General features: G+C 62.7%; 13 protein-coding genes and 1 riboswitch. Of the genes, 6 read left to right on the top strand and 7 right to left on the bottom strand.

Translation table 11 applies throughout. The features are described 5' to 3' along the window. Positions 1–302: 302 nt before the first annotated feature. Positions 303–1961 carry an L-lactate permease gene (locus CTATCC11996_RS12855; protein ID WP_003076703.1) on the bottom strand — a complete coding sequence of 553 codons (1659 nt, stop codon included), beginning with the start codon at positions 1959–1961 and terminating at the stop codon, positions 303–305. Positions 1962–2159: 198 nt separating this feature from the next. Between CTATCC11996_RS12855 and CTATCC11996_RS12850 the strand changes: the two genes are divergently transcribed. Next, complete coding sequence (locus CTATCC11996_RS12850; protein ID WP_003076701.1) at positions 2160–3338, top strand: alpha-hydroxy acid oxidase; 1179 nt, start codon at positions 2160–2162, stop codon at positions 3336–3338. 55 nt (positions 3339–3393) lie between these two features. Here CTATCC11996_RS12850 and CTATCC11996_RS12845 read toward each other — a convergent pair whose 3' ends face one another. From CTATCC11996_RS12845 to nhaA, 3 genes are all read right to left on the bottom strand, one after another. Further along, complete coding sequence (locus CTATCC11996_RS12845; RefSeq protein ID WP_003076698.1) at positions 3394–4152, bottom strand: tetratricopeptide repeat protein; 759 nt, start codon at positions 4150–4152, stop codon at positions 3394–3396. A gap of 43 nt (positions 4153–4195) precedes the next feature. Then, entirely contained in the window at positions 4196–4999 is an 804-nt protein-coding gene (locus tag CTATCC11996_RS12840; protein WP_003076696.1) for a tetratricopeptide repeat protein, read from the bottom strand. Positions 5000–5450: 451 nt separating this feature from the next. Then, entirely contained in the window at positions 5451–6839 is a 1389-nt protein-coding gene (gene nhaA / locus CTATCC11996_RS12835) for a Na+/H+ antiporter NhaA (RefSeq protein WP_034349012.1), read from the bottom strand. Positions 6840–7190: 351 nt separating this feature from the next. Between nhaA and CTATCC11996_RS12830 the strand changes: the two genes are divergently transcribed. Continuing rightward, positions 7191–8123: a DMT family transporter gene (locus CTATCC11996_RS12830; RefSeq protein ID WP_003076693.1), complete on the top strand. Its 933-nt coding sequence runs from the start codon at positions 7191–7193 to the stop codon at positions 8121–8123. Positions 8124–8283: 160 nt separating this feature from the next. Here the strand turns inward: CTATCC11996_RS12830 and CTATCC11996_RS12825 are convergent, their stop codons facing one another. Next, entirely contained in the window at positions 8284–9552 is a 1269-nt protein-coding gene (locus tag CTATCC11996_RS12825) for a D-amino acid dehydrogenase (protein WP_003076691.1), read from the bottom strand. 171 nt (positions 9553–9723) lie between these two features. Beyond that, positions 9724–9823: riboswitch (glycine riboswitch) on the bottom strand. A 543-nt stretch (positions 9824–10366) separates the two neighbouring features. Here CTATCC11996_RS12825 and CTATCC11996_RS12820 point away from each other — a divergent pair. The 4 genes from CTATCC11996_RS12820 to CTATCC11996_RS12805 all read left to right on the top strand — a co-directional run bounded on the left by CTATCC11996_RS12820 (position 10367) and on the right by CTATCC11996_RS12805 (position 17435). Continuing rightward, entirely contained in the window at positions 10367–11887 is a 1521-nt protein-coding gene (locus CTATCC11996_RS12820; protein ID WP_003076690.1) for an amino acid permease, read from the top strand. 201 nt (positions 11888–12088) lie between these two features. Next, positions 12089–13306, top strand: coding sequence for a DNA polymerase IV (dinB, locus tag CTATCC11996_RS12815; RefSeq protein ID WP_172590573.1), 1218 nt, complete (start codon positions 12089–12091; stop codon positions 13304–13306). Positions 13307–13443: 137 nt separating this feature from the next. Beyond that, complete coding sequence (locus CTATCC11996_RS12810) at positions 13444–15000, top strand: methyl-accepting chemotaxis protein (protein ID WP_003076685.1); 1557 nt, start codon at positions 13444–13446, stop codon at positions 14998–15000. A 74-nt stretch (positions 15001–15074) separates the two neighbouring features. After that, positions 15075–17435, top strand: coding sequence for a hypothetical protein (locus CTATCC11996_RS12805; protein ID WP_003076683.1), 2361 nt, complete (start codon positions 15075–15077; stop codon positions 17433–17435). A 95-nt stretch (positions 17436–17530) separates the two neighbouring features. Here CTATCC11996_RS12805 and queF read toward each other — a convergent pair whose 3' ends face one another. After that, on the bottom strand, positions 17531–18376 hold the full coding sequence (queF, locus tag CTATCC11996_RS12800) for an NADPH-dependent 7-cyano-7-deazaguanine reductase QueF (protein WP_003076681.1): 846 nt from the start codon (positions 18374–18376) through the stop codon (positions 17531–17533). 74 nt (positions 18377–18450) lie between these two features. Continuing rightward, positions 18451–19350, bottom strand: a complete 900-nt coding sequence (locus tag CTATCC11996_RS12795; protein ID WP_003076680.1) for a 2OG-Fe(II) oxygenase — start codon at positions 19348–19350, stop codon at positions 18451–18453. Positions 19351–19355: the final 5 nt, after the last annotated feature.

Here is a 19355-nt window from a genome sequence, read left to right as displayed (position 1 = left end):
ATTTTATGGAGCGAAATAAGTCTTGAATTTCATGGTTTTCCCTTGATTTTTGAAATTAATTGGTAATACCAATTAAGGAGAGGTATGGAATTCTTGGAACATAAAAAAGCCGCAGGCCTTGGGCGCTGCGGCTTTTATGGACAAGCTCATTACCGGCCTGAGGGCGGGTTTTGAGCGCGGTGCTTTAAACCGCCACGGCGTAACCCAGGGGCAACGAGCAAGAGCCCGGGCGGCCCCGCCGGGGGGCTAGCCGATGTTGCCGTCCCTCTGGGGGGAAGCCGCAAAGCGGCTCAGGGGGCGCGTCAATTCACCATCAGCTTGAACGGCCAGACATAGGCCTGCATGGTGACGAACAGGCCCATCAGGCAGGCCAGGGCAATCGAGTGGAAGAACACATAGCGCAGGATGTCGCCCTCGCGGTTGAACCAGCGTGTGGCGGTCGAAGCCACGACAATGGATTGCGCATCGATCATCTTGCCCATCACGCCGCCAGAGCTGTTGGCGGCACCCATGAGGTTGGGGGACAGGCCCAACTGGTCGGCGGCGACCTTCTGCATGCCGCCGAACAGTACGTTGGACGCCGTGTCCGAGCCCGTGAGCGCCACGCCCAGCCAGCCCATCAGCGTGCCGAAGAAGGGGTAGAACACACCGGTGTTGGCAAAGGCCAGGCCCAGGGTGGTGTCTGTGCCCGAGTAGCGTGTCAGCGTGCCCAGGGCCAGCATCAGCACGATGGTCAGCAGCGAGTAGCGCACCAGCCAGGTGGTCTTGAAGAAGGTGCGCACTATGGTCACCGGGTTGTACTTCATGACGAAGGCGCTGACGATGGCAGACAGCAAAATGGCTGTTCCGGTGGCCGACAGCAGGTTCAGCGTGTAGACCGCGCCTTCCTTGGTCGGCTGGGGCACCACGGGCGGCATTTTCTCGATCAGGTTGTGCAGGCCCGTCATGGGGAAAGCGGGGGCAAACAGGCTGTTGAGCCAGGCCTTGACCGGAGGCAGGCCCCAGATGAACACAAACACCGAGAGAATGATCCAGGGTGTCCAGGCGGCGATCAGCGCGCTCCTGCTGTGCTTGGCTACGGGCTGGGGCGGCTTGACTTCGGAGGCGCTGACATCCTTGCCGCGCAGCGAGGCCGAGGTCCAGATCTTCTTGGGCTGCCAGACGCGCAGGAAGAGGATCAGGCTGGCCATGGAAACAATGGCCGCGATGATGTCCACCAGCTCTGGGCCGATGAAGTTGGAGACCAGGTACTGGGGAATGGCAAACGACAGGCCGGTGACCAGAATCGCGGGCCAGATCTCCATCATGCCCTTGCGACCGGCAAAGGCCCAGATCAGCCAGAACGGCACCAGCACCGAGAAGAAGGGCAACTGGCGGCCGATCATGGCGGTCACTTCCATCAGATCGTAGCCATGGACCTTGGCCAGCGTGATGACGGGCGTGCCCAGGGCGCCAAAGGCCACGGGAGCGGTGTTGGCGATCAGCGACAGACCGGATGCCGCCAGAGGCGAAAAGCCCAGGCCGATCAGAATGGCTGCCGTCACGGCCACGGGCGTGCCGAAGCCGGCAGCGCCTTCGAAAAAGGCACCGAAAGAAAAGGCAATCAGCAGCAGCTGGATGCGGCGGTCTTCGGTGATGCCAGAAAGCGAATCCTGCAGCACCTTGAAGCTGCCGTTTTGCTCGGTCAGCTGATGCAGGAAGATGATGTTCAGCACAATCCACCCTATGGGCAGCAGGCCGGTGAAGCCGCCGAACAAGGCTGCGCGCCCCGCCATTTCGCCGGGCATGTTGTAGACAAAGACCGCGATCAGCAGCGCTGCAATCAGGCCAGCTCCTGCGGCCAGGTGGGCCTTCATGTGCAGAAAGCCCAGGCCCACCAGCATCACCACGACCGGAATGGCCGCAAGCAATGTGGATAGCCACATATTCGATAGGGGGTCGTAGACCTGTTGCCAAACCATCTGTGTTGTCTCCTGTTTGTTGTGCGGACAAGGATGGTGGCTGTGCGAATAGGCTTGCATACCTAGCATTTGCCCTTGATTTTCTCTCGCTGAAGAAAATTTCAAAACCGGCATAAATCACTTCAAACCATAGTGCAACGCCGATAGCGGCGATGAGGGCTACCATCGGGTTCAATTCCAATTACAAGGCTAGAAGTCGTGAGCGATCTTTCCAAAATCACCTGTATCGAAGACCTGCGCGTGGTGGCCAAGCGTCGTGTGCCGCGCATGTTCTATGACTACGCCGATTCGGGCTCTTACACCCAGGGCACGTACCGGGCCAACGAAGACGAGTTCCAGACCATCAAGCTGCGTCAGCGTGTGGCCGTGAACATGGAAGGGCGCAGCACGCGCACCACCATGATCGGCGAGGAGGTCGCCATGCCGGTGGCGATTGCGCCCACGGGCCTGACGGGCATGCAGCATGCCGATGGCGAGATTCTTGGAGCCAAGGCCGCGAAGGCCTTTGGCGTGCCGTTCACGCTGTCCACCATGAGCATCTGTTCGCTGGAGGACATAGCCGAGCACACCGATCGTCATCCGTTCTGGTTCCAGCTTTATGTGATGCGCGACAAGGCCTTCATGGAGCGCCTGATCAATCGTGCCAAGGCGGCCAACTGCTCGGCGCTGGTGGTGACGCTGGACCTGCAGATCCTTGGGCAGCGCCACAAGGACATCAAGAACGGCCTGTCCACCCCGCCCAAGCCCACGCTGGCAAACCTCATCAATCTGGCGACCAAACCGCACTGGTGCCTGGGAATGCTGGGTACCAAGCGCCGCAGCTTCGGCAATATCGTCGGCCATGTGGATGGTGTGGGCGATGTGTCCTCGCTGTCGTCCTGGACGGCAGATCAGTTCGATCCGTCACTGAACTGGAGCGATGTGGAATGGATCAAGAAGCTCTGGGGCGGCAAGATCATTCTCAAGGGCGTGATGGATGCCGAGGATGCGCGACTGGCGGCACAAAGCGGTGCCGACGCGCTGGTGGTCAGCAACCATGGCGGCCGTCAGCTTGACGGCGCACCTTCTTCGATTGCAGCCTTGCCGTCGATTGCAGAGGCTGCGGGCAAGGACATCGAAGTCTGGATGGATGGCGGCATTCGCAGCGGTCAGGACGTGCTCAAGGCCCGCGCACTGGGTGCGCAAGGCACGATGATAGGTCGCAGCTTCCTCTATGGTCTGGGCGCTTATGGCCAGGCCGGCGTGAGCAAGGCACTGCAGATCATCCACAAGGAGCTCGACACCACGATGGCCTTCTGCGGGCACACCAATATCAACCATGTCGGCAAAGAGATTCTGTTGCCAGGCACCTATCCCAAGCCGTTTGCAGTGATCTGATCCGTGTTGTCGGCGGCTTGCTGCGCTGCAAGCCGCCGCGACCACTGGCCGGAGGTCAGGAGTTGCCGGCCCTGGGCTTCCACTCCTGCACCTGCTGCTGGATCTTGGCCCGTTGCGCCGGCTTCAATTTCTTGGCAATGATTTCCTGCTGCCTGGCCGAATCCTTCTCGCCGTCCTTGGCTGCCAACAGCGCCCAGAAATAGGCCTGGGGCCAGCTTTGGCTGACACCGCGCCCCAAGGCATACATGGAGCCCACGTTGAACTGGCTATTGGCATCTCCTTGCTCTGCCGCAATCATGTACCACTTGAAGGCCTCCTTGCTGTCTTGCGCCACGCCACGGCCATGGTCGTACATATAGCCGAGATTGCTTTGGCTCGATACATGGTTTTGTGCCACGGCAAGGCGGTACAGCCTGACGGCTTCTTCCGGGTTCTCAGCCACGCCGCGACCGTCGTCATACATCACGGCGAGGTTGAACAGGCCATCGGCATCGCCTTGTTCTGCCGCCAGGCGATACCACTTGACGGCCTCTTCATCGCTTTGCGGCACGCCGCGTCCGCGGCCGTACATCAGGCCCATATTGGCCTGGCTTTCGGCGTGGCCCTGCTTTGCGGCCAGCATGAACCACTTGGCAGCTTCGTCATCATTCTTGGGTCCACCGCGGCCCGTGAGATAGACCGCCGCGAGCTTGAACTGCGCCTGGGCATCGCCCGCCTGGGCTTTTTGCAGCAGTTCGTCCGATTGCGCGATGGCCAGAGGGCCGGAGAGCAGCAGGGCGGCTGCGCAAAGAAGATGGCTGAATTGCTTTTTCATGGATCGCCTGTCGATAGGGTGTTGTTGTTTCGAACGCGCAAATTCAGCGATTTGTCGTCTTGGGTTTCCAGGCACTGATTTTCTTGTCCAGGGTGGCGCGCTCTGCAGGCTTGAGCTTCCGTGCGACTGCATCGCGCAGCGACACCGTGTCCTCCAGGCCCTGGGCGGCCGCCAGGCAATACCAGAAATAGGCCTGAGACAGACTACGCTTGACGCCCCGGCCTTCCTCAAACATCGTGCCGAGGTTGACCTGGGCCGTCGCATTGCCCTGTTCCGCGGCCAGGCCCAGCAGTCTGGCTGCCTCCTTCTCGTCGCGCGGCACGCCGCGACCGGTGGCATACATCACGGCGAGGTTGGCCTGGCCCGAGTCGTGGCCCTTGGCGGCCGTTATGCCAAACCATTTGGCGGCTTCCTGATCGCTTTGCTCTACCCCCCGGCCGCTGACATACATCAGCCCCAGGTTGTACTGGGCATCGAGAAGGTTCTGCGCGGCAGCAAGCCGATACCACTTGACGGCTTCCTGATCGCTTTGCTCCACCCCGCGGCCGTCTTCGTACATGACGCCCAGATTGAACTGGCCGTTGGCCTCGCCCTGCGCTGCCGAGAGGCGATACCACTTGACGGCCTCCTGGTCGCTTTGCTTCACGCCACGGCCTCGGTCATACATCAGGCCGAGATTGCTCTGGCTCAATGCATTGCCTTGTGCGGCAGCAAGACCAAACCAATGAGCGGCTTTCTCGTCGCTTTGCGCCACGCCACGGCCTTCCACGTATATCTGGCCAAGATCCAGCTGTGCCTGTGCATCCCCCGCTTGCGCTTTGTGCAGCAGGTCCGCTGGCTGAGCCATTGCCAAGGTGCTGGCGAGCAACAATGCGGCTGCGGAGTAAAGGTGAGCTATGTTTTTCTGCATTTTTCCTGATGTTCTTGGGATAGAGGTGCCGTTTTCGGCCTGCTGCTGCAAAGCTCGTCATCGCTTCGGGCGGCCCGGAGGTCTCTCCCTGAACGCCGGTGCAGGGGCACGGTGAAGAGGTTCACTGGGTGTGCGCGTGCACGGAAGCTGCACAGCGAGATCTCCGATCGCCGGATCCTGGGCGATTCACGCCCGAGCATGGATCGAGAACCCCTGGAGCACCGGCCATTGCCGTCAATGGAGCAGGCAGATGTGCGGATTGCGGGGCAGAACGAGAAGGCATTCTAGTCACCTGACGAGCTGTAGCCGCCAATCGATCATCTCGACTGGCGGCTACAGCTCGTTGATCAGGGATGCTGCCCGATTGGGCATCATGATCGAGAAGTGCTTAGGCGTGCTGCAGGCGCTTGCGCATGGCAAATCCATAGCCCAGCCCCAGCAAGGCTGCCATGGCCGAGCCTGCGAGAATGCCCAGTTTGGCCGCGCCCAGCAGCTTCGCATCTGCAAAGGCCAGGCCCCCGACAAAGATGGACATGGTAAAGCCTATGCCGGCCAGCAGGCCCACCAGCAGCACACCGCGCCAGTTCAGTCCCTCGGGCAGGCTGCACAGCCCGCTCTTGACGGCCAGCCAGGTGCAGATGAAGACGCCCAGAGGCTTGCCCAGCACCAGGGCCAGCAGCACGGCCATGGCCGTGGTCTGCGGTGCAGTCGCACTCAGGTCTATGTCCGAGAACTGCACGCCGGCATTGGCCAGAGCAAAGATGGGCATGATGCAGAAAGCCACCCAGGGATGAAGAATCATGGGCAGGCGCAGAGCGGGCGGCAACAGGTCGCGCTGTGCGAGCTGGGCGGTGCGCAGCTCCTGCAGCAGGTGCTGCGGATCGGGCCGGCCGCTGAGCACCTGCTCGCCAGCCTTGCGCATGGCCGTCTGTGCCGTGATCAGCAGCGGCATGGGGGCAGGGCGGGCAAACACGGGCGTCATCAGGCCCAGCACCACGCCTGCCAGGGTGGGGTGTGCACCGGTCTTGAGCAGGCCGAACCAGAGAATGGCGCCGGGCAGCACATACAGGGGCGCGGCGGCAATGCCCATGCGGTTGAACAGCAGCACCAGCAGCACGCCGGCTGCGGCAACCACAAAGCCCATGGCCTGCAGGCCGCCCGAGTAGAAGAAGGCAATGATGAGCACGGCCACGATGTCGTCGATGATGGCCAGGGCCAGCAGGAAGATACGCAGTGCACCCGGGATATTGCGGCCCAGCAAGGCCAGCACGCCCACGGCAAACGCGATGTCGGTCGCCGTCGGAATTGCCCAGCCGTTGAGCAGCGTCCTGTCGTTGCCCGCCAGGGCCACATAGATGAGTGCGGGTACGGCCACGCCGCCGATGGCTGCGATCAGGGGCAGACTGGCCTGGCGCAGGCTGGCCAGCGCGCCGTTGTGCAGCTCGCGACGGATCTCCATGCCCACGACCAGAAAGAACACCGTCATCAGCACGTCGTTGACGATGAAATGCAGATCGGTGCTGAAGCTCCATGGGCCCAGCGTCAGCGCGACGGGGGCATGCCACAGTGCAAAGTAGCTTGGAGCCGCAGCGGAGTTGGCCCAGACAAGGGCTGCTGCAGCGGCCAGCATGAGCACCATGCCGGCAAAGGATTCGATATGCAGCAGGTGCGAGATCTGCGCCTGCACGCGCTCGGTGGCGGATTGCAGCGCGGGGATGCGGGGTGAATTCTGGGATGCAGAAGGCGCAGGGGCCTGCACAAGTGTCTGTGGGTCCATGAGTTGGTAGGTGTCTGAAGTCGTGCTCTGAAGGCGCGCTGCACCTGAGGCAATGCCTGCTGGTGCCGTCTGCATTGCTAGACGACTGGCGCGCTGGCGGCCCGACCTGCGCATGAACATTCACCTGCCATCGCCACCTTGTGCGGCGGGCACCCGGCTGAAATTGTAGCTAAAGATGCAGCAATGGTCTGGATATGTGGTTTATTTGCGGGGAAGCAGGCCTCGCCATCAGGACGGTTGCCTCTCGCGCTTCGCGTCGCCTTGGCTCAAGCGGGTGGACTGCACGAATCACGTCAGCGCCGCCCGGCAGCCGGCGCTATGCTGGCGCGCTAACGAAAGAGAAGGCGTGTCATGTCGGGCATAGGAATGGAATATTTGTGGGTGGGAGTGGTGCTGTTTGCGGCGGCGGCGCAGACGGTGCGCAACACAGCCCAGCGCTCGCTGACGGCGCAGGTCGGTACGCTGTCGGCCACGCTGGTGCGCTTTCTCTACGGCCTGCCGTTCGCCGCCGTCTATCTGCTGGCGCTGTATGCGCTGGGCGATCCTTCCCTGGTGCTGCCGAAGTTCAGCGTCGCCTATCTGGGCTGGATTGCGCTTGGTGCGCTCTTTCAGGTCGCAGCCACGGTCGCCTTGCTCATGGCCATGAAGGAGCGCAACTTTGCCGTGGCGGTCACGCTGTCCAAGACCGAGGTGCTGCAGGTGGCACTGTTTGCCGCCATGTTCCTGCACGAGTTGCCGACCCGGCTGGCGCTGCTGGCCATGGTGCTTGCCACGGTGGGCGTGCTGATGCTGTCGCTGCCGCCGCGCGGGCAACTGTTCACGCTCTCGGCCTGGACCAGCAAATCTTCGGTCTACGGGCTGATCTGCGGCGCCTGTTTTGCGCTGGCCACGGTGGGCTTTCGCGGCGGCGCGGTCGAGATCGCAACACTGGGCGTGAGCTCGCCCTGGCTGTCCGGGGCCTGGGGCGTGCTGATCGCGCAGACCATGCAGTCTGTCGTCATGAGCGCCTGGATTGCCAGAACCCATGAACAGGGCCTGCGTCCCATCTTCAAGGCCTGGCGCATCTCGCTGCTGGCCGGCAGCATGGGCGCTGCGGCCTCGCTGGCCTGGTTCACCGCCTATGCCATGCAGGGGGCCGCTGCCGTGCGCACCCTGGGCATGGTGGAGGTGGTGTTCAGCTATATCGTCTCGCGCAAGGTGTTCAGCGAGAAGCTCTCATTGACGGAAAAGCTGGGCATGGCGCTGATGATGCTGGGCCTGGTGCTGATCTGTCTGCAGCTCTGATTTCAAGAGCTACCTGCGCTTGTCTGTGCTCATTTTCAAAGCTAAAAATCTTTGAAATCAAACATGAGAAAGCGCAAGAAGCTTCTGAATCAATAGCTTTCTGCAGCGACGATGCGCGATGCCGTGCCTGGCTTGTTGGTGCAGTTCCTTGAATCAGCTATCAGGCGCTGGCGGTGGTCAGCGTGGCCGGCCGGGACTGCCTGCTGGCGCTGCCCATGGACTGCAGCACGACATCGCCGACCATGTCGGCGGTGACGGCCGACAAGGTCCAGCCCAGATGGCCATGGCCGGTGTTGTAGAACACGCAGGGCTTGTTGCCAGGGCCCACGCGCGGCAGCATGTTCGGCATCATGGGACGCAGACCGGCCCAGGGCACGACGCTGCGCGTGCTGACGCCTGGGAAGCACTGCTGCACCCATTCGATGAGCGGGCGGATGCGGTCGGCGCGGATGTCCTTGTTGTAGCCGTTGAACTCCGCCGTGCCGGCCACGCGAAAGCGCTCTTCGCCGAGGCGGCTGGTGACCAGCTTGGTCTCGTCGTCCAGCAGGCTCACGACGGGAGCTGCGGCGCGGCTGGCTTCGTCCGGCAGATTGACCGTGATGGAATAGCCTTTGACCGGATAGATGTTGACGCTGTCGCCGAGCTGGGCGGCCAGCGCACGGCTGGCCGTGCCAGCGCAGACCACCATGGCGTCGAAGGTCGAAGTTTCGGTTTCCAGACCCTGGCGCACGGTCACGCTGGCCTGTTTGCCATTACTGTCCACCGACACGATTTCCTGACCGTAGCGGCATTGCACGCCCAGTCGCTCGCAGGCGGCGGCAAGGCCGCTGGTGAACTTGTGGATGTCGCCGGTGGAGTCGCTCTCGGTGAAGTAGCCGCCATAGAAGGTTCCGGACAGGGTCGGCTCGATGGCCTTCATTTCATCGGGCGTGACGGCGCGGCGCTCCAGCCCGCCTTTGGCCAGCAACTGGGAAACCTTGCCCGCATGCTCAAAGCCTGCTCGGTCGCGGTAGATATGCAAGATGCCTTTTTGCTTCAGATCGAAGTCAATGCCTTCGCTGGCTGCCCAGTCAAACAGGTGCTCGCGTGCCGCAATCGCCAGCCTGGCGGTCTCCACGGTGTTTTTCTCGTAATGGGGGATGGCAGCGAGAAACTGGCAGAACCAGGAAATCTTGTGCCAGCTGGGCTTGGGGTTGAGCAGCAGCGGAGCATCGCTCTTGAGCATCCACTTGAGGCCCTTGACGATGGTGGACCAATGGGTCCAGACCTCGGCGTTCGAGGCCGAGAGCTGGCCGCCATTGGCGAACGAGGTCTCCATGGCGGCATAGCGCTGCTTCTCGAACAGGGTGACGGAAAATCCGCGGTGTGCGAGGGCGTAGGCGGTGGTCACGCCCGTGATGCCACCGCCGATGACGGCGATTGTCTTCATGATTCAGATTGCAGATGCGTCAAGGGTGGAGCCCGTGCGCAACATGCGCAGCGGACGCCCCCTCTGTTCTGGACCTGAGAGATTCACGAGGCAGGGCCTTGCGGCGCTGCTCGCTTGCTCCTTCGGTATGCCCGGCGGACGATGACGTCCGGACATTCTTCAGAGTGTGTGAAAGCGATGCCGATCCTTTGGCCTGAGAGTTTCCGGGGCGGTTGCTCCTTCGGCGCTGCATGCGCCAAGTTTGCGCTGCAGTCTCTCTCGGCATCACCGGGCTGAGAGCCTGTGGGCAAATGTAGGAAGAACGGCGGCGCCTGGATATACGGGTTTACTAGAGTTCTGCGTCAGGGGGCGGCCATGGCTGATCATGTCGGGTCTGCGATATTTGATAGCACTTACCGCTTATCCTTCAATGAAATATTGATTGTTTGCCTTTGAAAATGAATGTATTCAAGAGCAATGTGCTTCTAAGTTCATAGCAATAAGCTCTGTCAAGTACGCCTGAGCAGCCCCAGAGTCAGCCCCTGCATTGGCACAGCGGCTTATGGAGGTTGGTGTATTTGGGCAAAATATCGTCTTTGCCTGTCAATTGGCCCGGCGATATCACCGCTTTGCCATTGAAGCGCCCGACTGGGGTGGCTGCCGATTCAGGATGCAACTGGCCTATCCGCCATGGCGTTCTGCTGTCATGGCTTCGTTCCTTTGTCCTTGTTGACCGCGACCGTCATGGTCGCCTTTTTGCGTTGCCTGTCGCAGCGCCTGCGGGATGGTTGGGTGTTTTGTCTGGATGGGCGCAAACCATTACAACAAGACATTTATGTCCCAACCCAACTCAAGCCAGCAGCTTGCGCCGACTGGCGATGGTGACGATAAGCAGCCCCGCTTGCACCGGGTGCTCAAGCAGCGCCACCTGAGCATGATCGCCATTGGCGGCGCCATCGGCACGGGCCTGTTCGTGGCCTCCGGCTCGGCCATTGCCCAGATCGGCCCGGGCGGAGCCGTGCTCACCTATCTGCTCATCGGCATCATGGTGTACTACATCATGACCAGCCTGGGCGAGCTGGCTGCCTTCATGCCGGTGGCCGGTTCCTTCTCGACCTATGCGTCGCGCTATGTGGATCGCGGCTTCGGCTTTGCGCTGGGCTGGAACTTCTGGTTCAGCTGGGCTGTGGTGGTGGCGGTGGACCTGGTGGCCTCGCAACTGGTCATGGCCTACTGGTTTCCCAATGTACCAGGCATCCTATGGAGCGGCCTGTTCCTGCTGCTGATGGTGGGGCTGAACGCGTTTTCCGCGCGCGGCTTTGCCGAGGCCGAATATTGGTTCGCGCTGATCAAGGTGCTGGCCGTGGTGGCCTTTCTGATCACCGGCGTGATGATTCTGTTCGGCATCATCAGCAACGGCCATGTGCCCGGTTTCGAGAACTGGACCACGGGCGATGCGCCATTCGTCGGCAATTTCGCGACCTTTGTGGGCGTGGCCATGATCGTGGCCTATTCCTTCCAGGGCACGGAGCTGGTGGGCGTGGCGGCGGGCGAATCCGAGAATCCGCGTGAGAACGTGCCGCGTGCGATTCGCCAGGTGTTCTGGCGCATCCTGCTGTTCTATGTGCTGGCGATTGTCGTCATCGGCTTTCTGATTCCCTATACCGATCCGCAACTGCTGCGCACCGATGTGGCCGATATCGCTGTGAGCCCGTTCACGCTGGTGTTCCAGCACGCAGGCCTGCTGTCGGCGGCCACGGTGATGAATGCGGTGATCCTGACCTCGGTCCTGTCGGCCGGCAACTCGGGCATGTATGCGGCCACGCGCATGCTCTACAACATGGCGACCGAGGGCAATGCGCCGCGCATCTTCTCCCGGCTGACCCAGAACGGCGTTCCGCTGGTAGCCTTGATCGGCAGCACGCTGGTTGCCAGCCTGTGCCTGTTTTCCTCGCTCTACAGCCCGCAGGCCGTCTATATCTGGCTGTTGAATCTGGCCGGCATGACGGAATTCATCGTCTGGCTGGGCATTGCCGTCAGCCACTACCGTTTCCGTCGCGGCTATGTCATGCATGGTCACGATGTGGGCCTGCTGCCCTACAAGGCCGGCGCCTTCCCCTTCGGCCCCATCTTTGCCTTCGTGCTGTGTCTGGTTGTGACGCTGGGCCAGAACTATCAGGCCTTCCTGGAAGATCGCATCGATTGGGGCGGGGTGGTCTCGACCTATCTGGGCATTCCGCTGTTCCTGCTGTTCTGGCTGGGTTACTGGCTGGTCAAGCGCAAGACCTGGATCAGCTATGCCGATATGCGCTTTGACGAGCTCGAAGACATCAAGCAGGGCAAGGTTTCGTCCTGAGACCGTTTGAGCCTTCCTCTTTTCTGTGCGGGAGGCTGAAGGCAGCAGGGCTGAGGTCATGCCGCTGCTCGCTGTTTTCAGGTGCGTGTGTGCTTGTTTAATGCATGGATGCCGCCTCTTGCCAGCGCAGGCAAAATCGGCACTGTGAGCGATTTTCCCACCAGCCCCGAGCCCAGATCCAGGCGCATAGCGCATCTGGACATGGATGCGTTCTACGCCTCCGTGGAGCTGCTGCGCTACCCGCAGCTCAAGGGGCTGCCGGTGGTGATCGGCGGCGGGCGGCGCAGCTTTGACGAAGAGCTGTTGGCGCGGCATGCGGGGCGGCCGCTGTCCGAGATCCCGTTGGCCGACTTTCCGCTGCTGCGCGATTACACGGGGCGCGGCGTGATCACCACGGCCACCTATGCGGCGCGGCAGTTCGGCGTGGGCTCGGCCATGGGCATGATGAAGGCAGCCAGGCTGTGCCCGCAGGCGATTCTTCTGCCCGTGGACTTTGCCGAGTACCGGCGCTTTTCGCGGGCCTTCAAAGAGATCATCGTGTCGATTGCGCCGCTCATGGAGAACCGCGGCGTGGACGAGGTCTATATCGACTTCACCGACGTGCCGGGCGGCCAGCGCGAGGGCGGACGCGTGCTGGCCCGGCTGATCCAGAAATCCATCTTCGACGCCACGGGCCTGACCTGCTCGGTCGGCGTGGCGCCCAACAAGCTGCTGGCCAAGATGGCCAGCGAGTTCAACAAGCCCAACGGCATCTCCATCGTCCAGCCCGAAGACCTGCAAAGCCGGATCTGGCCGCTGGCCTGCCGCAAGGTCAACGGCATAGGCCCCAAGGCCGATGCCAAGCTCAAGAGCCTGGGCATAGAAACCATCGGCGACCTGGCCGCGCAAAGCCTGCCGCAGCTGCTGCACTGGTTTGGCAAAAGCTATGGCCACTGGCTGCACGAGTCGGCCTGGGGGCGGGACGAGCGTGCCGTGGTGACCGAGAGCGAGCCGGTGTCCATGAGCCGCGAGACCACCTTCGAGCGCGATCTGCATGCCGTGCGCGACAAGGCCGAACTGGGCGCCATCTTCACGGACCTGTGCGAGCGGCTGGCCGAGGATCTGCGGCGCAAGGGTTATGTGGGGCGCACCGTGGGCATCAAGCTGCGCTATGACGACTTCAGGATCGCCACGCGGGACCAGACTCTGAACCTGCCGATACAGGATGCGGCAGCCATCCGCCTGGCCGCAGGCCAATGCCTCAAGCGCGTACCGCTTGGCAAGCGCATCAGGCTGCTGGGGGTCAAGGTCTCGGGCCTGATTGCCGAGCAGCTCTGGCAGGCCAGCGCCCACGATCCGGTGGCAAGAGAGCTGCTGCTCAGACCTCATGGTTTGACCTCGGTCAAGCATTCTGATCCCTATACCGCATCTCTGTTCTGAGCTTGGGGCCACGGGAATCATCGCTGTGCGATGATCCAAGTGTGAATTTGTGTATCTGGTTAACCAGCTGACTACGGGATGCCTGATCGCTCACTCTCGAACAAAAACTACATAGGCCTATTGGAGGAGTGCAAAGCATGCGCCTGAACCTGCCGGTATCTCAACAAAACTACGACTTTCCGGGTGACGAGCTGCTGGTCTCCAGCACCAACACCAAGGGCGAGATCACCCATTGCAACCCGGCCTTCGTGCGCGTCAGCGGCTATGCCTACGAAGAGCTGATCGGCCAGCCGCACAATCTGATTCGCCATCCCGACATGCCGGCCGCTGCCTTCAAGGACATGTGGCGCACCATTGCTCATGGCTATCCCTGGACGGCACTGGTCAAGAACCGCCGAAAGAACGGCGACCACTACTGGGTGCGCGCCAATGTCACGCCCATCATGGAAGGCGGCAAGCCAAGCGGCTATCTGTCAGTGCGTACCAAGCCTTCGGCCAGGGAGGTGGCTGAAGCCGAAGCGCTGTACGCGCGCATGAGCAACGAGGAAAAGCAGGCGCAGGCCAGCTTCCGCCTGCGCGCAGGCGCGGTGCGCCGCCTGGGCCTGATGGGCTGGTGGGACGGTCGCAAGGATGTGGGCCTGGTGGCGCGCATGGCCTGGCTGCTGGCCATCGTGGCCTTGATCACCATGCTGCCCGATATGCTGGGCTGGCAGGGTGCAGCCGCCAGGGGCTGGCGTGCTGCAACCCTGGTGGCAGGCGGCGCATTCGTGCTGTGGCGCTTTCAACGGCGCTGCGTGGCGGGACTGGAGGAGGCCAGCCGCTTTGCGGCCGATGTGGCAGCCTGCAATCTGAGCACCGAATGCAACCAGAGCTATAGCGGTGCCGTGGGGGCGCTGATGCTGAGACTGCAGCAGATCCAGATCAATCTGCGCGCCGTGGTGGGTGATGTGCGTACCGAGGTGCAAGGCTTTGCCCAGACCGCCCATGAAATCGCCCAGAGCAGTTTCGATCTGGCAGGGCGTACCGAGTCGCAGGCCACCAGCCTGCAGCAGACGGCGGCCTCGATGGAGGAAATTTCGGGCACCGTGTCGCAGACGGCTGATACGGCACAGTTCATGGCCGGTGCCAGCGACGAAAGCAGCAAGGTGGCCAGCCGCAGCGGCGCAGCCATCAGTGAAGTGGGACTGGCCATGGAACATATCCGCGGCTCTTCCACCCGCATGAGCGAGATCATTGGTGTGATCGAGAGCATTGCCTTCCAGACCAATCTGCTGGCGCTGAACGCGGCTGTGGAAGCAGCGCGGGCCGGCGAGCAGGGCCGTGGCTTTGCCGTGGTGGCGGGCGAGGTGCGGGCACTGGCCCAGCGCAGCGCCGAAGCGGCCAAGGAGATCAGCGTGCTCATCAACCGCACGGTCGACGGCATCAACGACGGCAATGCGCGTATGCGTGCCGCAGGTCAGACCATAGACGGCATGGTGCAGGCCGTGGACAAGGTCGGCTCCCTGGTGCACCAGATCAGCATTGCCACACGCGAGCAGTCGATAGGCATCTCCCAGGTCAACGAGGCCGTGGCCCAGCTGGACTCTGTGACCCAGCAGAATGCGGCCCTGGTGGAGCAGTCGACCAGCGCCGCGCAATCGCTGCGCCAGAGTGCCAGGACGCTAGAGCGTTCGGTGGACGTGTTCCATCTCTAGGCTTTTGTGGTCTTGCTCTGAAAAGGCAGCCGTGGAGCTGCCTTTTTCACATCGGCTTTCGGTAGGATTGCGGCATGAGTGTTGTGCTGACCCTGATCGCCATTGCGGCGCTGGCCCTGTGTGTGCTGATCTGGCTGATATCGCGTTTGCGCGCTGACGCCAGACCTGCGTCGTCTGCAACTGCCGGGCAGGAGGCCGAGCCGTCCATGGCCCAGGCCAGAGCTGCGTCGGAGGTTGCGGCGCAGACACTCTCCGATCAAGAGGTTGCGGCGCAGGCGGATACGGCGTCAGAGGCCAGCAGGGATGTGAATTTTCGTCCTCAGGGCGAGCGCGGCATGGGCGGCCCCATCTATGGCGATGTGCTGTGTGCGGACGGCGTCTACCTGCCCCATGTCTGGGAGATGGACATGCACACCTCCTATGACGGGCGCTGGCTGCGCACGGGCTTTTATGACAGCGAGGCTGCGCATCTGGTCGACCGCAAATCACGTCGCAGCTGGGTGATCAGCAAGCCGGAAGGTGAGCTGCTGGATGCCATCCACTGGCGCATGCCACGCTGGAGCGGCGAGAGCATCAACGAAAGCGGCATTGCCGATGATGCGCATGTGATCATGTCCGATGCCAGCTTCGAGGCCTGGTTGGGCGAGCATATGGCTGCGCAGCCACAGCCCCTGCTGCAGGTGGTGGATCTCTGGGTGCCGGCAGACTGCCTGCCGGCCGAAGTCGCCCGGCCCATGCCGACTCTGCCGCAACCGGCTCAGCCCAGCCCGGTGCCGCCAGTGCTGCTGCAGCGCCACTGGCCGGCTTCGCTGCGCAAGCTGCGCTACCCCATGGCTCCGCTGCAGAATCCGCACTGGCAGCTGATGCTGGGTGAGTCCGCCCAGCCCTGGGTGCTGGACGAGAGCCACAGCATGGTCTGGCGTGCCGATGCCCAGGCCTTTGCGCTCTATGCCTACCCCACCCAGGGCGATGCCAGCCAGGCCAGCCTGCGGCTGGCCGTCTGGACCATGGAGCGAGGCTGGCAGCAATGGCCGCAGTTGATGCCCGAGGATCGCAAGCCCTGGGCCCTGGGCCTGCCGGATCTTGAGCAGCCGAGCGAGCCGCAAGCGCCAGCGGTTTTGCCGCTGAGCTGGCTCAATGACCTGCTGCTGCAGAGGGTGCAGCTCGATACGCCCGAGACCGAGCGCCTGCACGACGGCACCAGCATCAGCTGCGCCATGAGCGAGGTGGATGTCTGCGCTGCCCATCAGCGCGATGGCCTGCCCATCCTCAAACCCTCGCTTCCCTTGTGCTTCGACTGGCTGCGTGATCCGGCGCAGCCCGCACTGTGGCGAGCGCAGAGCGAGCCGCTCAAGGGGCAGCGTCTGATCTGGACCCTGTCCAAGCCCGCCAGAGAGGAGCTGGGCGAAACGGCGGCCTACAACCTGCAATGGGGCGAACGCCATCTGCCCGGCACCTGGGCACTGGAACACGTGATCGTGCAGGGGCGCTGGGCGATTCTCATGCCGCACGGCCGTGCACCGATTCGTGGTGGCAGCGGCAGCCTGCAAGTCTGGGACGGGGAGCGCCTGCAAAGCGTGGACCTGCCCTGGCCCGTGGTGCGGCTGGCCGCTGTGCCGTCGGTCAAGGGCGGCATGGCCGCTCGCCTGCGCGTGCTGGCGCTGACGGCCAGTCTGGCGGACAAGGACTGGGACCCCTCGACCGCATCCTGGCGCTGGCCTCTGCAGTCCGTATCGGCGAGCCATCTGGCAAGACCCGACTGGCGCCCGCTTTACTCCGAGCGTGAACTGGCGTCCGATGCGCAAGGGCGCTGGCAGTTGCTGCCGCGCTGGCGTGAGGTGAGACAGATCCAGCATCCCTGCGCCGACGGCGACTATGTCTGGCGCGACGATGTGCGCGGCGACACCGTCTGGTGGTGGGGCGGTGTGAACGAGCGCGTCAACCACTATTGGCAGCATGATGAACCTCGCAAGGACGGCGTGATCATGACGCGCAGCGGTCTGGCGTTCTGCGGTGTCGGGCCCTGTGCCTGTCCCCATCCTTCAGGCGAAGGCTGGGCCTTGCTGGAGCCGGTGGAGACACGCTATGGCGAACTGGGTCAATGGCAGCTGCACTGGCTCAACCCGGTGGAAAAGGAAGTGCGCACGCTGACGCTCAAGGCGCGTATGCCGGTGCTGCAGGGCTGGGATGCCCAGGGCCTGCATTGGCAGGATCTGCCCTTGCCTGACGAGGCGGCGCTGCAGGGCGAGGCCAGGGCGGTTCACAAGCCCCCGTCGGAGCCCGCAGCGGCGCGTCAGTTGGTGGTGGCTCAGACCTGGCAGCGTGCTGCCGTCGAGCCTCTGCGCCAGGGCATGAACGGGCTGTGGCTGCGCATTCAGGATCTGCGCTATGCAGAGGCGTTGCTGGGGCAGGATGACTGCCCTTGGAAGAATTGATCCCCATGAGCCGCTTCGCGGCTTCCCCCTGAGGGGGCGGCAGCCTTGCAGCGGGCCGCCCCTTGCTTGCTGCCCTTGATGGGGTCGTGCCGGTGCTACTGGCGTGCCGTACGCACATTGGCGGGCAGGGCGCCCGGGTGGCTGGTGCGGAAGGGGTTGATGTCCAGACCGCCGCGGCGCGTGTAGCGCGCGTAGACGGCCAGCTTGATGGGTTTGCAGCGGCTCCAGATGTCCATGAAGATGCGCTCCACGCATTGCTCATGGAATTCGTTGTGGTTGCGAAAGCTCACCAGGTACTGCAGCAGACCCTCCTGCTCGATCTGCGCACCGCTGTATTGAATCTGCACGCTGCCCCAGTCGGGCTGGCCGGTGACCAGGCAGTTGCTCTTGAGCAGGTTGCTGACCAGGGTCTCGCTGACGGGTGCTTCGTCGTGGTTGGCACGCAGCAGCTCGGGAGCCGGCGTGTACCGGGTGCACTCCACATCGAGGCGGTCCAGCAGCAGACCGTCCAGCTCATGCACTTGCTGGGCATCGAACTGATCCGCTTCCAGCAGCCGCACGCCCACGCTGCCCTGGGTTTGGCTGCCGCGCCAGGTGGCTTCGGACAGATCGCTGCGCAGTCGCGCCAGCACCTCGCTGGCGTCGGCAAAGCGGGTGTTGTTGAAGCTGTTCAGATACAGCTTGAAGGACTTGCTTTCGATCAGGTTGGGCGTTTCGCAGGGAATGGTGAAATGCGCCAGCGCCACCTGGGGCTTGCCGCGCAGATTGAGCCAGGAAACTTCGAATGCGGTCCACAGATCGGCGCCAAAGAACGGCGGGTTGACGGCGGCGCCGATTTCCTCGCGCTTGGCGAGGCGTGGCAGGGGAAAGAGCAGGGACGCGTCGTACTGGTCCACATAGGCAGAGCTTTTGCCCAGCTGCGATTGTTCAGGGGTGTGCATGATTCAAAAACAAAATGGCCAGCAGTAAAAAAGATAGCTGCTGGCGCTTTATGGGTAATGGATAGAGCCTGTTTTTACTTGAACTCTCGCTCGCGCAGCCACTTGGTTGCAATCCATTTTTCGCCCTCCAGCACGGGAGCGCCGCCGTGCAGGGTCTTGGTCGCCGGCTCGGGCCGGTTGTAGCTGAAGAATACGGCATTACCACGGCGCGGCACGACCTGCAGCCCTACATCGGGAAAGGTGGTTGCGCCGCCGCGTGCAGGCTCGTTGAGATACATGACCAGGGTTCCCACGCGCTGGCCGCCACGCTTGAGTATGGTTGGCGTGCCGGGCTCGTTGGGGGCGAAGTAATCGTAATGCGGCTTGTATTCGGCGCCTGGCCGGTAGTGCAGCACCTGCATGCCTTCGCCGTTTTCCAGCGGCCAGTTCAGCAGGCGTGCGATGCGCTGCTCCACACGGCTGATGAGATCGTTCTCGCCCCGCTGGAAGAACATGCCATTGCTGGTGCGGTCGTCGTTGACTGCCTCGCCGCCGCTCTGGTTGTCCACGGTCAGCGAGCGCTGCATGCGCGGGCGGGCAGCTGCGATGATGGCATCGCACTCCTCGTTGGAGAGCAGGTTGCCGAACACCACCACGCGCGGGTGGCGCACGCTCATCAGGACATGGACATCGCGATCGCCGGCATGGACGCAGCAGGGATCGGTCAGAAGATCGGGCTCGGGAACGCCTGACTCATGAATCTGCACTGCCACTTCGGCTTCCGGCCGGGCTGCTGCGAAAGGCAAGGGCAGTTCACCCTCTTCGGGAAGGGCCAGTGCCCGGCGTGCCAGGTGCTCGGCCCAGCCCGCCTTGCGCATGGATTGCAGCAGCGATGGCAGTGGCACGCCAGAGGCGCTTTGTGTTCGCACCCATTGCATCAGCTCGGGTGTCAGGCCGGGAGGTGTGACGAACTCGTCTTGGGTGGAGGTGCTCATGTCGA

It is taken from the genome of Comamonas testosteroni ATCC 11996 (assembly GCF_000241525.1).
Classification (GTDB): domain Bacteria; phylum Pseudomonadota; class Gammaproteobacteria; order Burkholderiales; family Burkholderiaceae_C; genus Comamonas; species Comamonas testosteroni.
The sequence above is the reverse complement of the archived record's forward strand: the minus strand, read 5'-3'. Positions and strand labels throughout refer to the sequence as shown.

Coding starts and splice junctions, on each gene's coding strand:
- dinB (WP_172590573.1), top strand. CDS start 12,089: ATGGATGCGTTCTACGCCTCCGTGGAGCTGCTGCGCTACCCGCAGCTC.
- CTATCC11996_RS12855 (WP_003076703.1), bottom strand. CDS start 1,961: ATGGTTTGGCAACAGGTCTACGACCCCCTATCGAATATGTGGCTATCC.
- CTATCC11996_RS12805 (WP_003076683.1), top strand. CDS start 15,075: ATGAGTGTTGTGCTGACCCTGATCGCCATTGCGGCGCTGGCCCTGTGT.
- queF (WP_003076681.1), bottom strand. CDS start 18,376: ATGCACACCCCTGAACAATCGCAGCTGGGCAAAAGCTCTGCCTATGTG.
- CTATCC11996_RS12825 (WP_003076691.1), bottom strand. CDS start 9,552: ATGAAGACAATCGCCGTCATCGGCGGTGGCATCACGGGCGTGACCACC.
- CTATCC11996_RS12810 (WP_003076685.1), top strand. CDS start 13,444: ATGCGCCTGAACCTGCCGGTATCTCAACAAAACTACGACTTTCCGGGT.
- CTATCC11996_RS12820 (WP_003076690.1), top strand. CDS start 10,367: ATGTCCCAACCCAACTCAAGCCAGCAGCTTGCGCCGACTGGCGATGGT.
- CTATCC11996_RS12840 (WP_003076696.1), bottom strand. CDS start 4,999: ATGGCTCAGCCAGCGGACCTGCTGCACAAAGCGCAAGCGGGGGATGCA.
- CTATCC11996_RS12830 (WP_003076693.1), top strand. CDS start 7,191: ATGTCGGGCATAGGAATGGAATATTTGTGGGTGGGAGTGGTGCTGTTT.
- nhaA (WP_034349012.1), bottom strand. CDS start 6,839: ATGGACCCACAGACACTTGTGCAGGCCCCTGCGCCTTCTGCATCCCAG.
- CTATCC11996_RS12845 (WP_003076698.1), bottom strand. CDS start 4,152: ATGAAAAAGCAATTCAGCCATCTTCTTTGCGCAGCCGCCCTGCTGCTC.
- CTATCC11996_RS12795 (WP_003076680.1), bottom strand. CDS start 19,350: ATGAGCACCTCCACCCAAGACGAGTTCGTCACACCTCCCGGCCTGACA.